We start from the raw sequence: 14,210 nt of genomic DNA on the forward strand, positions 1-14,210 counted from the left end.
GTGGAAACGGGGTAGAACCCGAGGACTTTGCTCCGGGCGGCAAGCAGCACTACCAGGAGCTGATTCGGGAGCGAGTTGAGGCGATGTTGAGCGGCTGGGCGAGGGACATGCTTGGTGAGAGTCGTGGTCTTTGGGACTTCTTCCGGTCTCAGGCAAGTGTCATGAAGCAACCTATGAAGTCTCTGCGCGATGTTGATGAGGCTGGATATATATCTTTTGGTCACCGCGATCTGGACGGTGAACGCCGAATCGACGATCGCACAGCTCGGCGCGTCATGGGCCTTATCCGCAGGGGCGTTGCCGAAGGTGGCGATCAAGGAGACTGAACATGGCTAGCAGATATAGCCGACGCGGTGGTGGGGAAGTGCGAGAGCCATCAGCGTCTAAGATGACGCGGTCCCGGGGCCAATTGGGAACGGTGTACGCACCTGGTGCTCTCTTCACGTTTGAAGGTGGCTTAGGTGCATGCATGTCGCTTCCCGATCAGAGTCAGGATCCGACTCGCGCCGACATCGCACCTGAGACGGCAATCCAGATTCATCTTCGTCTGCGAGAGGTGTGGCAGAGCTGGTTTTCACGGGCGATGCAGGGTGGAACTCCCGATCATCCAGTATTGCCGACGCAGTGCCTCGACGCTGCGCTGCTACGGGATGGCGAGTTCTTCGCGCCTCCGCACACTCGCTTCGAACTGGTCGACCCCAGAGCAATGTGCTACGTGCCCGCTCCAATGGACTTCGTATGCAATACGTGTGGTCGATTCCGAAAATACGAAACGGTTCGCGAGACTGCTGCGGATCTGGATCAGTTGAAGGCGAAGAACTGCGACACACGGTCGAATGAGTACAAGGGAAAATGCCGCTGGAGACAATTGGATGTCATCTTTGTGCACTGGTCCGGGAACTGGGAGCCCCCAACACCCGGCCGCTGGGAATGGAACACGCACGAGCAGAAGGTCTCCAAGCCCTTGGGTGTATGCCCTTTGTGTCAAAGCCGGAAGTTCTACCTGATCGACAAATCTCCTCGCATCGGTCAATGGGTTTTCGAATGCGAAAATGGTCACAAGTACGGCGACAGTTGGCTACAGAACGATCGAGTGACGACTGAGCTCTTGGGTGATGAAGCCAATCAACGGCCGCCGCGATGGCGCCGAATGGAGCCTATTTCGTACCGCGCGACAGCGGCCTTCTATCCTCATTCTGAGCAGTTCATCGTCCTATCTGCGGATCAGCGCGACTTGCTTGAAATGCTTCAGGAGGGGAATGAACCCGACCTTGCTGGATTCATCTCCGAACAGTTTGGCCTAGGAGCTCGGCCACCCAACGATGCCGATGTCGTTGAAATTCTGCGGCGAGCAGGACATTCCGAGAGGGTGTCGCGGTATGAGCGCATGCTCAAGATGCGCAATTCACCGAATATCGCCAACACGCTTATGGCTGAGGAGCTGTCCGTCGAATTGCGCGAGATGGTTGCAGAGTGGAGGACGATTCCTGGTCTCGTGCCTATTCAGCACGAATCGCCGGTCTGGCTTGACGCACTAATCCGCCGCCGGACTGAGTTCGGCAGCCGGTACGATCCCTTGCGCTTAGCCGTGGAACATGAGGCCCTTTCACGGAGCAAAATCCACGCTACCAATCCGGTCGATGGCCGATCTGCGTACGTTCGATTTGCCCACCCAGACAAGGATCTCGCCCCAAGAACCCAAGCGGAACTCTCAGCACAGCAAGCGCGAACGTCGCAGCTACTCGATATCCTGGGAATCGCCGACATGGGGTTGGTTCGGGAGTTCGATCTATGCCGATTCACCCATGGCTTCACCCGGATGTCGACGGATCCGTTGATTGAGAAATCCGATCAACAGACGCTCATGCTTCCAGTTCGTCTCAATCTCTTCCAGGAGCTTGGGAACGGCCACATACCGATCTATGTAGTCAATCAGGCCAACGAAGCCATCTATGTTCGTCTTGATCCAGGGAAAGTCTATTCGTGGCTGCGATCGGTCGAGGTCGTTGATCTCCCAGACTGGGACACATTCAATCAAATCAAACTCGGCGCCCATCTCCTGCAGGGTGCGGCTCCATTCGGAAAGTTCTTTTCCGACCTCACTCCAGGACCGGCGAATGCCTATCGGTACGTCTATACGCTGCTGCACACCTATTCGCACAGCTTAATGAAAGCCATCGCTGAGTTCTCCGGCTTGGATCTGGGTAGCCTTGGCGAATACCTGTTCCCTGCCGATCTTGCTTTCGCTGTGTATCGGAATGGTACGACCATGGATCTTGGCAACCTGTCGGCACTCTGGAGGAATTACAACACGACGTTCTTGGAGCACTTGGTGTCAGCCAAGACGCTGATGTGCGGTGCCGGAAGTTTGTGCGACTCATCCGGCGGTGCCTGTCCCAGTTGCATCGTCATCCCAGAGACCTCCTGCATTGCAGGCAATCACTTGTTGTCCCGATCTGTGTTACGCGGAGGACCTGCACCAAGAGAAGATCTCCCCAAGCACGGACTTGTCATCAACGGCTATCTAGACATTGCTTCGGGACAGCCCATTGGCTGAATCGTATTTCCTTCACCTTGCATCGCATGCGTCGATCCTTTCGAGGGTCTTTGCTCTTGTGGACAGGGGAATGCATGGTGCCCTGGGGAGCACGAGGGATATTGCACGCCTGATCGGCGTAAGCCATACCCGGATCTCAGATGTCATTTCTGGGCTGAGGGCAGCTGAAGTCGCTGGCGCAGTCCGTCAGGATGCGCATGGGGTTTGGCGGGTAACGCTGCCTGAGCTAGAGAGTCGTGAACTCGCACTATTGCTCCGTGGCGCCGCGCTGTACAAGGAGCAGATTCACGAGGACAAGGATTCAGTTCATGTGGTGATTTCCAAACCTGCTGAGCCGAGCAGATTTGTATCCGCATTGGATAGCACGCTTGAAGGCGCCTGGGGTCTCTCCTCGACGGCCGATGTCCTTGCAGGTATGGCCGGACGCGCGCTGACCCGGTTCAGCATCATGACGCCATTCGTCGATGAAGCTGGCGCCAGCCGAATCCTGGATCTCTTTGCGGCGACAAGGACAACTGTTCGGCGAGAGCTGATCGTACGAAACGGACTGCCTGAACACTTGCGTCTGCATGAAGATGTGCTGAGGACCCTAGGTATACACGTTTTCGATTTCCGGCTGTCTCGTCTTGATAGACCTGATACCGAGACATTCCACGCCAAGGTCGTGCGTACTGATGACGCCGAGTGCTACGTTGGCTCATCGAACATGACCAAGTGGAGTTTCGATTACTCGCTTGAGCTAGGCGTACTCGTGAGCGGTAGCTCTGGCAGGAGGGTTTCCCACGTGCTTGATGCTGTACTGGCAGTTTCGAACGAGATTCCGATTTAGCTTCGCGGTGAATATCCGCTTGCTCCATGTGGTCGAGGAAGAGGGCGCCCTCTTCTACTCATGAACTTACGCTGCCGTATCAGATTCAACTGGTGAGAGTGAGATCTCTCCTTCACCCCCAACTTTTGCTTGCCAGCATAAAAACCGGTCGTCGCCAGCTCTTCGGCTGACGACTCAGGTTATTTGTCAGCCCTTGCCTATGGCGGTCTGATAAAAGCGTACGGCTCGCTTGCAGCATCGCGTACGCTGTCTATTAACGGGGTTTGTGTCTACGACACACCCCGTGTAGATCAACAGCAAAAGCCCCCCTGCCTTATGGCACCCGGCCGACGGAGGGTGAGGTCGTCGACATAACATAGGGTAGTTGGAGGTAAAAATTTACAGAGTGGCATCTACATGCCACTTAAGCATGTGCAATCGGTGCCAGGCGCGTCCGCGCAAAATACCAATCGCATCGCCATCTTCGCCATCACATTCTTGAGCATCAAGGCTAATGAGGAAACAAATACTTGAGAGGTGGGGCCATCGACGCGAGTCCATCATCCCAGCTTCAAGGAATGTGGTATTCAGCGCGAACGAAGCGCCATCTGAAGCGCGCATGCCAAGGGCATGTAGGTGCGGGAGAGAGCCGAGTACGTTGCAGTGCGAGACAATGACCACGACCGGGTAACCTGATTCTGACCGGCTCGCCACTTGCTCAACCTGCCAATTTCCCACACAGCGACAGGCTTGCCAGCCCCTGGGTGGCCTGCTCAGGATGCAACTTGCGCCACTTGGGGCATAGTTGCATGCCGTGCAAGGGGATGAGAACAAGAAAGCCGCCCTTTCGGGCGGCTTGGTAGCGCGGAAGTTTGAGCGAATTTATTGGCTGGCGATTTGGCTGAACACATTGGGGTTCAGGTGAACCCACAGCCTGCCCTTACGCGCGTATTGCTGTTCGTGGCACACCGCAATCGAGCCGTCCCATATCAGGCGCTGGATCGCTGCCTCGAAGCGGCCCTGATGGCGGATAGGGCCGGACTTGCGGACATCGTTGCGCAATACCGAGCTGAAGCCGTTCAACCAGTAGCGTGAGTGCAGGTACATGACTAACGCTTGCACATCTTTCTGGCTCTGCGGCACATCATTGGCGTTGCCGAACAGATCGAGGTACTCGTAGAAATAGTAGTCGACTACATCAAGAGCACGTTGCAAGGTCTCCATGCTGATGACATTGCCGGCCACACCCTCGAAATGGTGCATACAGGCAGCCAAGCGGCCAACGATCTCCATCGACTTGGAGGCGAAATCGCGGACGCTCTCCAGTTCGCCGCCATGCTGCAACTTCGGTTCGACAGTGTTCTGTGCCTTGACCCAGAGCTCCTTGGCTTCGGGCGAGAACGACAACAGCCTGCGTTGCGTGTCACCTGCCTTGCGACGGGCTGCAGTGGCTTCGAGAAGTTCGTCCATGCGTTGATGAAACTTGGGCAGATGTTCCCACACCGCCTCGTCCAACGACATGTAGCGGAAACCCTGCGTGGACGCAGGCCGGCAAACCATGAAGCGTGCGAGGAACCCGGATTCTCGCGCGATCTCGCCACGCCTTTTCATGAAGTCCAGGAACACCTTTTCCTGGATCATGAAGCTAACTGTCACACGTGGATCACGCGCCTCTATGCTGTCGTCGGCGCGGTCGAACGTAAGCAGGCTGGGGCCATCCCACGCCTTGTTGAGTGCCGCCAGTTTGTTGGTGGCGCCGCCGTTCAGCACGATGCTGCCTTCGTCGCTCAGGATTGCGATGCACTTGCTGTCACCCTGCAACGCCTCCATCAGTGGCCGCTCGGTAACGCTCTGGTACACGATACGGTTGCGCTCCGGGCGACTCAGTTCTGCATCCGCATGCTCTCTCAATTCACGACGTAGCTGTTCGGTGTCTTCGCCGTTGCTGACGGCCTTCACCAGCTTGCGCTGAATAGCCGTATCCATCGCTTCCCAGTAGCGCATATCCGCCTGGTAATCGACAAGCGCCTTCTTATACTCAGCCGCCTGCTTGGCATCACGTGCATAGAGCGCGGCAAGCACAATCTTGTCGACCGCCGTTTTACGCTCGCCCGAATCGGCAATGGTGCCCACGTAGAGCGCGCACGGACTGATCTGTCCAGTTGGCTGAAGAACGTCGTTATCAGCCTCGGCGCAGATCGACAGTGCGGTCCAGAACGCGCCCGCGATGAGGCCAACAGGCGCTTGCAGATTGGTACGCACTTCCTCCAACGCTAGGCGGATGCTGTTATATAGCGCCTGGATAGGGAAGTCTTTCCTGTAATGGTTCTGGCTCATACGCCGCTCCTATCGGCGCCAGTCTCGTCAGCGGCGATCTTGGCTTCGGCTGCCATCAGCTCCTTGAAGCGAGATGGGTGCAGCTTGAGGCCCATTTCTTCGAGCTTCTTCAGGATCGCCTTCTGGGTGACGTTCTGCTCCAGCATTTCGACGATCACGGGGTACAACAGCGAGAACAGTTGGTTCTTGCGGTGCTGTTCGTTGGGTTGCAGGTTGCGCAAAGCCGCAGCGATGTCCGCAACGCGCGTCTGCACGTCATGGTTGGTATTGCTCATGAATCTGTTCCTTGCACTTGTTTGATTGAGTGCGCCACAGAACGACTAGGCGCAAAGGGGGTGCAAGTCGTGGATGTCGGGTCAACCCGCGACCTGCGTGCAGCCTTCCAAGGAAGACACGCAACAGCCACGCTGTTAGAGCCCGACGGCACCTCCTCGCGCCTGCATGAGGCCGCGAATGAAGTCGTCGATTTCATGTTCGATGAAGCCGGTGCTCTTGCCCAGGTGTACGGGCTTTGGCAGACCAAGTCTGCAGCTCGATGACTTCTCATCAAGCCAGGCATACAGCGTGCTGCGACCGATGTTCAGTCGCTTGGCCGTTTCACGAACCGAGAGGATCCTCAGTCCAAAGGATGTTTCGTCCAGCATCGCAGCGTCCACGAGTGGTAGTGGACGTGCAATCTATGACCCCATTTCACCGCGGTCATCACGATCTGCGCGCAGATGGGTGTTCACGCCACCTGATCGGTTGCCGCCAATCGCCAAGGGTCAGGGCCAGCTGCGGTTCAGTGCGTAGTCTTGACGTGAGCTGAAGTGCGTCTCATCGGCTGCGTGTCTTGTCTTTGCCTTTTCCCATTTTTCGCTTGAAAGGAGCGAACGCCTCGACGATCTCTGGGTAGCGACTACCTGGTGTCTTCCATGACACAAGGTTGTTCTGTAGGCGACCGCTTGGAGTGTTAGGCACTTCGCCCATCTTCGGAATTTTCGTCCCGGCAGGTGTTTTGTTGTCGAATTCGAGAAGAATTTCCATGTATTTCTTGTTTTTCTCAATGGTCTTGACAACGGCACCAATGGCCATCGAAGCAGTTTTGATGGATCCATCTTTTGGCAACAATCGCGTGACTTCGACGACTAGCTTTCGCAGGCGATCACCAATGTTTGCACTTTTTGTTCTCGCGGCCTCGGACGCCGCTTCCTGCGCAGTAGTCGGCGATGAGTTCATGCCAAGGTAGTAGTAGGCCATGGTAAGCGACGCCCATGAGCCCGCATGATCCCCGCTCGCTAAGTTATTTCTGGATTCATGGAAGTAAAATGCTGAAATGGCCAACCCCTTATGAGGAAAGCCAGATTCATGCCTCCAATAGCTTGGCATGAGATTGTTGTTGCATATGAGGAGCTCAAAATTCCTCGCCTTTGGCGGTGAATATTCCTCATCAAAAAACTTTTCTGCAATGTCGCTGTGATCATGCTCCTCGTAGAACATTTTCTTGAATGCCTCGTGGGCATTTCTATCGCGGTTTACGTCCATCAAGCTAGACGCAAAAGTCCACAGCCGCTTGAGATCCATTCCATCCTTGGATCTTGCATCAGCCTCCTCCTTCCAGAGGCGAACGCCATTATCAATGAGCTCCTTTATGGTTGGCGTCGTGTCATAAATGAACAAGGTCCTTTGCATCGTTAAGCCTCCTTTACACGCTGATGTTCGATGTGGTCAGCGCGGAAACCTAGCATTTCGTTGAGCCAAGACAACCCCGGCCGCAGCGAGCAGCTTCATGAAAAGTGAGTAAGAAGGTGAGTAAGAATGCTCGCGTAGGCTTTAGTACACTTGTACTATCAACATCTTAGATCAACTTTTCGATTGCTGGTGGGCCACCATATCCCTGACCAGGGATGTCTTGTTGTGCGGGAAACCATAAAGTGGCCATCCATTGCGTAAAGCCACCGGAAGCTGGGCGATTGCAAGCAGCCGCCTTTCCGAGCGATCAGAAGTATAAATAGGTGATTGTACGGTGCTGGCCGTGAAGCGCCGTTTAAGGCGACTGGCAAGTCGGGACGCACGTAGGCCGCGCGCGGAAACACGACGCCGAACTCGCACAGCGGCCTGCACACTTAGCCGTTCGCCGAGCGACGGATGCACCTCCATCCCGGTCATTCCCGGTCTTGAGAGTCGCGTTGGACAACTGTCTGTCCCAAGGCGCGATTTCTTTAACGCTCGCTATCGTTCCAAGCGGGCCAGACCTTTGCGGAGGTGAGGGGCTTCCACGCCTAAGCTCCATCATTGCACTGCCGAGAGGCGCATATCCGCATTGCCGTTCTTCTCTCCATCGGCTTGCATCGACATCAGCAACTTCCAGGCGAAATGGCAGCGCCTGAGTTTCGCCTGGTGAAGAACGGGGCCGCAGGATCCGCCATGCTGCGGACTCGCCCGGGTGGCGGGCAGCAGGATTCAGCTCGCCTTGCGGGATATCCGCTTTACGGCTTTCTCCCCGGAGGTCTAGGCCGACCTTTGTCCTTCCGGGAAGTATCCGCGTCAACGGGGTAAAACCCGCGTGCCATAGTGATGGATGCGTAGCCCGCCTGCTTCGCTCACGCTGGCGCAAGACGATCATCACTTACCCCAACCATTTTGATAACGATGAAACTCACATCATCGCCTAACCGGGTTCGTCGTCGCGTTGATCCTCATAGAGCGACCGGTGCCCATCCCAACCCAGGACATCAACCATGGTCAATTCCCCCAGATTCCTTTCAGCCTCGACGCTCAACGGCGACGCGGTGAAGAACCACCAAGGTGACTCACTTGGCGACCTCAAGGACATCATGATCGATACCACCAACGGAAAAATCGCTTATGGCGTCCTGTCTTTCGGCGGTGTACTTGGCATGGGCGAAAAGCTGTTCGCCGTGCCCTGGGATGCCATCGAGGTGGATGGCAAGAACAAGCAATTGCTTCTTGATGTCGCGAAAGATCGCCTGAAAGACGCACCGGGCTTCGACAAGGATCACTGGCCGAACTTTGCCGACAAGACGTTCGCCAATCAGGTACGCGACTACTACGTTCGCTGAATCGACCTCGTGCACTGAATCGCGGGAGGACGACGCTTTGGCTTTTGGAATGCCTTTGCCTTGGGGGCAAATCGGCAGGACGGTCATAGAGTCCGCATGACCTCGGAAGTGCGGGCCAAGCCTCCTCGATAATTTTCCGGGTGACCAGGCCATGAGCAAGAAGAAGCTTCCAGATCCCGCACTCCGGGGCGAGAGGCTCGTCCAGCGGCGCAACCTGAAAATGGCCAAGTCCGTTCACGCCTATGTGCGCGGCAATACGGTCCAGTTCTACGAATGGCTTGAGGGGTCGGATCGCGTGTTGCCACACGGGCCCCCCGTGTGGATTTGTGGCGACTGCCACGTGAGCAACATCGGCCCCCTCGCCGACGCGGACGGCAACATCAACGTTCAGATCCGCGATCTGGACCAATCCGTCATCGGCAATCCCGCGCACGATCTCATCCGGCTTGGACTCTCGCTGGCGATGGCTGCGCGCGGCTCCGATCTGCCCGGCGTGGTCACTACCAAGATCATGGAGCAACTCATCGTCGGCTACGAACTGGCGCTGCGGGGAAGATCCGGCAGCAGCAGGACGATGCAGAAGCGGCCCGAGACGATCCAGCCTGTCGTGAAGCGCGCGATGCGTCGCAAGTGGAAGAACCTTGCCGCGGAACGCATCGATGGCACTGATCCAGACATTCCGTTGTCGAAAAAATTCTGGCCCATTTCGGCGGCCGAGAGGAATGAACTCGAGGCGCTCATGTCGAGCCAGGATGTCCACGCACTCGCTACATCCTTGAGCCATCGCGATGCGAAGGACAAAGTGGAAATGTTGGACGCGGCCTATTGGGTCAAAGGCTGCAGTTCGCTCGGGCTTCTCCGCTACGCCGTCCTGCTCAGGGTGGGCGAGTCAAAGGATCCGGAAAGCAGCCTTTGCCTCATCGACGTGAAGGAGGCGGTGCGCTCCGCCGCGCCGAGAGCCACGAACACTGCGATACCAAAGAACAATGCCTTGCGGATCATCGAGGGGGCCATTCACCTTGCGCCCAACCTGGGCGAACGCATGCTTGCAGGGCTCATCCAGCGCAAATCCGTCTTCCTGAGGGAGTTGCTGCCACAGGATCTGAAAATCGACATCGAGCACTTGGATCAGGATCAAGCCATGGAGGTGGCGACCTATCTCGGCAATGTTGTCGGGCAGGCTCACGCCCGCCAGATGGCGGCCGACGATCGCAAGCGATGGCTGCAGGAGCTGAACCGCAATCGGCCGAAGACCATCGATACGCCGTCCTGGCTCTGGCGCAGCGTCGTGGAACTGGTGCAGGCCCACGAAGGCGCCTACCTGGAACATTGCCGCCGCTTCGCAAACCTTCCTCACTGATGGTCACATCGCCATGACTTGAGTGATTCGGTGAGGTTTCTCGTTTCAAGCCGCCGCCCGATCGTCAAGTCGGGGTTCTTCCCGGGATGTGCCGACGGCGCCGCCGAAGGTCGTCAATGGTCGGGCCTCGGCCGCATCTGCAGGCCGGCAAACAACCAGGTGTGCGACATCCGCCGCCCTCAGTTATCCGGGGAGTACGTCATGACTGAATTCTTTCGAATTTCCATGCCTTGGTGGCACTTCGCGCTGCGTGGCCTTGCGGTGTATGCGGCGCTGTTGCTGATGATGAGGTTGGCCGGCAAACGGACCTTTGGCGAGATGTCCGCATTCGATGTCATCGTTCTGGTCCTGGTCGGCGGAACGCTGCGCACTTCCATCATCGGTGCAGATACGTCATTTCTGGGGGCACTGATCGCGGTGGCGAGCATCTTGCTCGCGGAGCATCTATTGGCCTGGATCTGTACGCGTTCCTCGCTCATCAATCGCCTCATCGAGGGCTATCCCACGTTCATCGTGCGGGAGGGAAAACGCGTGCCTCGGGCATTGTCTCGCTGCAATGTGCCCGAGGCTGCGTTCGAGCGGGCCTTGCATGCGCACGGCAGGGAGGACCTGCATGACGTCATGAATGTGCGTCTGGAGCCCAATGGGAAGATCACCATCACATTGAAAGCTGCGCCGGGGACCATCCCCGGTGTCCAGGCCGAGCGCCGCTAGCGCCCGCACCACCCGCGGTGAGGGCAGACTGTCGATCTCGATCCGCAGCGACCTGCGATTGCGGTGCCGCACCGAACGCGACAGGCCCGGCGTGCGATCGGCACGCCGGCATCGACCGGCCCCGGACCGGACCGGCCCGGGAACCCGGCGGTTCGCGACGCTACTGCCCGATGTCGCGCAGGGATTTGCCGGCCATGAGGTTGCGTTCGATCTGCTCCAGGGTGACGCCCTTGGTTTCCGGAACCAGCGCAAAGGTGATCATCAGGAAGATCAGGTTGAACACGGCGTACAACCAGAACGTGGCCGCATTGCCGATGCCGTTGAGCAGGGTCAGGAAGGTGGCGCCGACGATCATGTTGGCGACCCAGTTGGTGAAGGTGGAGCAGCCGATGCCGAAGTCGCGGCCTTTCAGTGGCTGCACTTCCGAGCACAGCGTCCAGATCAGCGGGCCGGCCGACATCGCGAAGCCGACGATGAAGGTCAGCAGCATCGCCACCGTGAAGATCTGCTCGCCATGCGTGGCAACACCCAGGTGCATCATGGTGCCGACCGCGCCCATGCCCAGCGCCATCACCGCGAAGCCGGTGTACAGGATCGGCTTGCGGCCCCAGCGGTCGACCAGGCCGATCGCAATGAACGTGGCCAGCACGTTGGTCAGGCCCACGATCGCGGTGAACCACATCTGCGCGGAAGTGGCGTAGCCCATGTCGCGGAAGATCCGTGGCGCGTAGTACATCACCACGTTCATGCCGGTGAACTGCTGCATGACCTGCAGCAGTACGCCCAGCCCGACCGAGCGCCGGAAATTGGCGTTCTGCAGGAACAGGTGCCAGCCCTTCTGCGGCGTGCGCAGCTGCTCCTCGATGTCGGACACTTCGCGGGCAACCTGCTCCCTGTCGCCGCGCAGCCGGTGCAGCACGCCCGCCGCCTCTTCCTTGCGGCCGCGCATCATCAGCCAGCGCGGGCTGTCCGGCAGCATGAACAGGCCGAGCAGGAACAGTATGCCCGGCACCGCGATGATGCCGAGCATCCAGCGCCAATTGCCGCTGTAGCTGAACGCGGTGTCGGAAAGGAAGGCCACCAGGATGCCGATGGTGATCATCAGCTGATACAGCGAGATCATCGCGCCGCGAATGTACTCGGGCGCCACCTCGGCCAGGTACAGCGGGGCGGTGAACGTGGCGACGCCGATCGCCAGGCCGAGGATCAGCCGTGCAGCCACCAGGGTATCCGGCGACCAGGCCGCGCCGCTCAGCAGCGAACCAAGCACGAACAGCACGCCGCCCAGGATCAGCGAGCGCTTGCGGCCCAGGGCTGCGGATATCCATCCGGCGCCCAGGGCGCCGACGGCCGCACCGAGCATCATCGCGCTGACGATCCACTCGATCATGCGATCCGAGATCGCGAACTCCTTCTGGATGAACTGGGTGGCGCCGGAGATCACGCCGATGTCCAGGCCGAACATCAGCCCGGCCAGTGCGGCCAGCACGCAGGTGAACAAGGCAGTAGACACGCGGCGTACCGCGATGGTGTTCTCAACTATGGTGCTCATGGGTTCCCCGTGGGCAGTGTGCATTGGATGGATGGCTGTTCGCGGAGGCGACCTTGGTCGCGCGACTCCGGCCTGCAGCCGCAATGTCCTGGCGCGAGCCCGTGACCACGGTCGCGCCCGCATGGTGGTCCGCCAGGTCTGGCGGCAATCCGGCGAAACGCGCTTCGGGAATGCCATGCACGCCGGCGGCGACGGCGAACAACGCTCCTGCCAGCGGCTCCCGGAGCAGAACCTCGGCGGGCAGATCGTCGCGTGCGCTGGTGATGTACAGCATGTCCAGCGCCGCACCGCCAAACGCCACGCGGGTGGGCTGGCTGGTGGGCACCCCTACGACCATGTCCTCGCTGCCATCCCTGCGATAGCGCACGACGCGCGACATGCCCCATTGCGCATTCCACAACGCGCCCTCGGCATCCACGGCCGAACCATCGGGTTCGCCTTCGATGCCGGCCAGGTCGACGAAGACCCGTGACGGCCCCAGGCGACCATCGGCCTGGTAGTCACAGCAGCGGATCTGCCGCGTAGGCGAGTCGCAGTAATACATGGTCGCGCCGTCGGGGCTGAACGCCAGGCTGTTGCTGATCGCCACCGGAGCCAGCGGCAGGCGCTCGAGCGTGAGATCGGCATTCAGGCGGTAGAAGCCACCGATGCAACGCTTCGGCTCGCCAGCGGGCGGTTCGTGCAGGGTGCCGAACACGAAGCGACCCTGCCGATCGCAGGCGCCGTCATTGAGGCGCGTCGGCATGCCGGCCTCCACTTCGGCAATCGGCAGCAGCCGGCCGCTGCCGGGGTGAAAAAATGCCAGCCGCGAGGCAAGCCCGAGCAGCAGCCAGCCGTCCGCCTCGCACAACGCCAATGAGGCCAAGCGCTCGGGCAGCGACCACTGCTGCGCGACGCCATCACCGGGCGTATAGCGCCACAGCGTGCCCGCATGGATATCCGTCCAGTACAACGCCTGATCGCGCGGACACCACAACACGCCCTCGCCCAGCCGATTGCCCGCGTCCACCACCGGCTGCGCCTGGCATGCAGCGCCGCTCATACCCAGCCCCCATCCACGATGAAATCCTTGGCGGTGATCATGCGGCTATCGTCGGCGGCGAGGAACATCGCGGCGCGGGCGAGATCCTCGGCCATCACGTGGCCCGGCAGGCACTGCGCGCGGGCTATCTCGGCCTCGCCCTCGGCATCCAGCCACAGGCGCTGCTGCTTCTCGGTGATCACCCAGCCGGGCACCAGGCAATTGATGCGGATACGGTGCCGCCCCAGGTCGCGCGCCAGGCCGCCGACCAGGCCGTGAATGGCGGCCTTGGCCATGGTGTACATCGGATAGCCGCCGTTCTTGATCATCCAGCTGGTCGAGCCCAGGCAGATCACCGAGCCGCCGCCCACCGTCCGCATGTCTTCCACCACCGCCTGCGTGGCGAAATACTGATGGCGCAGGTTCACCGCCATGCTGCGCTCGAAATCGGCCGGCGTGGTCGCGGTGAAATCGTGCCGCGCGTCGTTGGCGGCGTTGTTGATCAACACCGCGATCGGGCCGATCGCGGCACGCGCCTCGTCGATCGCGCGTCCGAGTGCAGCCAGGTCGGCCAGGTCGCAGGCAAGAAACAGCGGCCGGTGCGCCACCTCGCCGAGTCCGTCGAGCAACGACTGCGCCGACGCCGCGTCCACATCGAGAAAGGCCACCCGTGCGCCCTGCCGCGCGAACTGCTCGACGAAAGCGGCTCCGATGCCGCTGGCGCCGCCGCTGATCAGCACCGTGCGATCGACCAGGCTGGGATAGCTGGCGTAACCCGCGCTCTGTATGGGCATCGGCC

13 protein-coding genes are annotated in these 14,210 nt (G+C 59.3%); 6 read left to right on the forward strand and 7 right to left on the reverse strand.

Features of this window, described 5'->3' with window-relative positions; all coding sequences use genetic code 11:
• The 3 genes from DEO45_RS16755 to DEO45_RS15465 all read left to right on the forward strand — a co-directional run.
• Window positions 1-326: hypothetical protein (locus DEO45_RS16755; protein WP_147269710.1), on the forward strand; the 326-nt coding region annotated here is incomplete at its 5' end.
• A 143-nt stretch (window positions 327-469) separates the two neighbouring features.
• Entirely contained in the window at window positions 470-2,557 is a 2,088-nt protein-coding gene (locus DEO45_RS15460) for a hypothetical protein (RefSeq protein WP_223250905.1), read from the forward strand.
• Between the two features lie 70 nt (window positions 2,558-2,627).
• Window positions 2,628-3,386 (forward strand): phospholipase D-like domain-containing protein, encoded by a 759-nt coding sequence (locus tag DEO45_RS15465; RefSeq protein WP_114345501.1) that lies wholly within the window; start codon window positions 2,628-2,630, stop codon window positions 3,384-3,386.
• A gap of 861 nt (window positions 3,387-4,247) precedes the next feature.
• Here DEO45_RS15465 and DEO45_RS15470 read toward each other — a convergent pair.
• The 4 genes from DEO45_RS15470 to DEO45_RS16535 all read right to left on the reverse strand — a co-directional run bounded on the left by DEO45_RS15470 (window position 4,248) and on the right by DEO45_RS16535 (window position 7,373).
• Window positions 4,248-5,702, reverse strand: a complete 1,455-nt coding sequence (locus tag DEO45_RS15470; RefSeq protein ID WP_114345503.1) for a YfjI family protein — start codon at window positions 5,700-5,702, stop codon at window positions 4,248-4,250.
• The gene (locus tag DEO45_RS15475; RefSeq protein WP_114345506.1) at window positions 5,699-5,977 is read right to left on the reverse strand and encodes a hypothetical protein; all 279 of its coding nucleotides are present in this window, start codon (window positions 5,975-5,977) and stop codon (window positions 5,699-5,701) included. Before DEO45_RS15475 ends, DEO45_RS15470 begins: the two co-directional genes overlap by 4 nt.
• Before the next feature lie 135 nt (window positions 5,978-6,112).
• Complete coding sequence (locus DEO45_RS15480; protein WP_114345508.1) at window positions 6,113-6,346, reverse strand: helix-turn-helix transcriptional regulator; 234 nt, start codon at window positions 6,344-6,346, stop codon at window positions 6,113-6,115.
• Between the two features lie 172 nt (window positions 6,347-6,518).
• A complete protein-coding gene (locus tag DEO45_RS16535) occupies window positions 6,519-7,373 on the reverse strand; it encodes a hypothetical protein (protein WP_147269711.1) in 855 nt (284 codons plus the stop codon).
• 1,049 nt (window positions 7,374-8,422) lie between these two features.
• On the opposite strand from DEO45_RS16535, the gene DEO45_RS15485 reads away from it, so the two are divergent.
• The 3 genes from DEO45_RS15485 to DEO45_RS15495 all read left to right on the forward strand — a co-directional run bounded on the left by DEO45_RS15485 (window position 8,423) and on the right by DEO45_RS15495 (window position 10,838).
• Window positions 8,423-8,764: a PRC-barrel domain-containing protein gene (locus DEO45_RS15485; protein WP_114345510.1), complete on the forward strand. Its 342-nt coding sequence runs from the start codon at window positions 8,423-8,425 to the stop codon at window positions 8,762-8,764.
• A 151-nt stretch (window positions 8,765-8,915) separates the two neighbouring features.
• A complete protein-coding gene (locus DEO45_RS15490; RefSeq protein WP_114345513.1) occupies window positions 8,916-10,124 on the forward strand; it encodes a DUF2252 family protein in 1,209 nt (402 codons plus the stop codon).
• Between the two features lie 201 nt (window positions 10,125-10,325).
• Complete coding sequence (locus tag DEO45_RS15495; protein ID WP_114345515.1) at window positions 10,326-10,838, forward strand: DUF421 domain-containing protein; 513 nt, start codon at window positions 10,326-10,328, stop codon at window positions 10,836-10,838.
• Between the two features lie 160 nt (window positions 10,839-10,998).
• Here the strand turns inward: DEO45_RS15495 and DEO45_RS15500 are convergent, their stop codons facing one another.
• From DEO45_RS15500 to DEO45_RS15510, 3 genes are read right to left on the reverse strand one after another with little or no spacing between them, the layout of a single operon-like run.
• Window positions 10,999-12,390, reverse strand: coding sequence for a sugar porter family MFS transporter (locus DEO45_RS15500; RefSeq protein ID WP_114345517.1), 1,392 nt, complete (start codon window positions 12,388-12,390; stop codon window positions 10,999-11,001).
• On the reverse strand, window positions 12,374-13,432 hold the full coding sequence (locus DEO45_RS15505; RefSeq protein ID WP_114345519.1) for an SMP-30/gluconolactonase/LRE family protein: 1,059 nt from the start codon (window positions 13,430-13,432) through the stop codon (window positions 12,374-12,376). Before DEO45_RS15505 ends, DEO45_RS15500 begins: the two co-directional genes overlap by 17 nt.
• Window positions 13,429-14,205: an SDR family NAD(P)-dependent oxidoreductase gene (locus tag DEO45_RS15510; protein WP_114345521.1), complete on the reverse strand. Its 777-nt coding sequence runs from the start codon at window positions 14,203-14,205 to the stop codon at window positions 13,429-13,431. Before DEO45_RS15510 ends, DEO45_RS15505 begins: the two co-directional genes overlap by 4 nt.
• Window positions 14,206-14,210 lie beyond the last annotated feature (5 nt).

Origin of the sequence: Rhodanobacter denitrificans (assembly GCF_003335105.1) — a bacterium.
GTDB lineage: Bacteria > Pseudomonadota > Gammaproteobacteria > Xanthomonadales > Rhodanobacteraceae > Rhodanobacter > Rhodanobacter denitrificans_A.

What these genes read in the sequence shown, in the direction of transcription:
- DEO45_RS15470 (WP_114345503.1), bottom strand. Translation starts at nt 5,702, where the DNA reads ATGAGCCAGAACCATTACAGGAAAGACTTCCCTATCCAGGCGCTATAT.
- DEO45_RS15475 (WP_114345506.1), bottom strand. Translation starts at nt 5,977, where the DNA reads ATGAGCAATACCAACCATGACGTGCAGACGCGCGTTGCGGACATCGCT.
- DEO45_RS15465 (WP_114345501.1), top strand. Translation starts at nt 2,628, where the DNA reads ATGCATGGTGCCCTGGGGAGCACGAGGGATATTGCACGCCTGATCGGC.
- DEO45_RS15510 (WP_114345521.1), bottom strand. Translation starts at nt 14,205, where the DNA reads ATGCCCATACAGAGCGCGGGTTACGCCAGCTATCCCAGCCTGGTCGAT.
- DEO45_RS15500 (WP_114345517.1), bottom strand. Translation starts at nt 12,390, where the DNA reads ATGAGCACCATAGTTGAGAACACCATCGCGGTACGCCGCGTGTCTACT.
- DEO45_RS15495 (WP_114345515.1), top strand. Translation starts at nt 10,326, where the DNA reads ATGACTGAATTCTTTCGAATTTCCATGCCTTGGTGGCACTTCGCGCTG.
- DEO45_RS15480 (WP_114345508.1), bottom strand. Translation starts at nt 6,346, where the DNA reads ATGCTGGACGAAACATCCTTTGGACTGAGGATCCTCTCGGTTCGTGAA.
- DEO45_RS15485 (WP_114345510.1), top strand. Translation starts at nt 8,423, where the DNA reads ATGGTCAATTCCCCCAGATTCCTTTCAGCCTCGACGCTCAACGGCGAC.
- DEO45_RS15505 (WP_114345519.1), bottom strand. Translation starts at nt 13,432, where the DNA reads ATGAGCGGCGCTGCATGCCAGGCGCAGCCGGTGGTGGACGCGGGCAAT.
- DEO45_RS15460 (WP_223250905.1), top strand. Translation starts at nt 470, where the DNA reads ATGTCGCTTCCCGATCAGAGTCAGGATCCGACTCGCGCCGACATCGCA.
- DEO45_RS16535 (WP_147269711.1), bottom strand. Translation starts at nt 7,373, where the DNA reads ATGCAAAGGACCTTGTTCATTTATGACACGACGCCAACCATAAAGGAG.
- DEO45_RS15490 (WP_114345513.1), top strand. Translation starts at nt 8,916, where the DNA reads ATGAGCAAGAAGAAGCTTCCAGATCCCGCACTCCGGGGCGAGAGGCTC.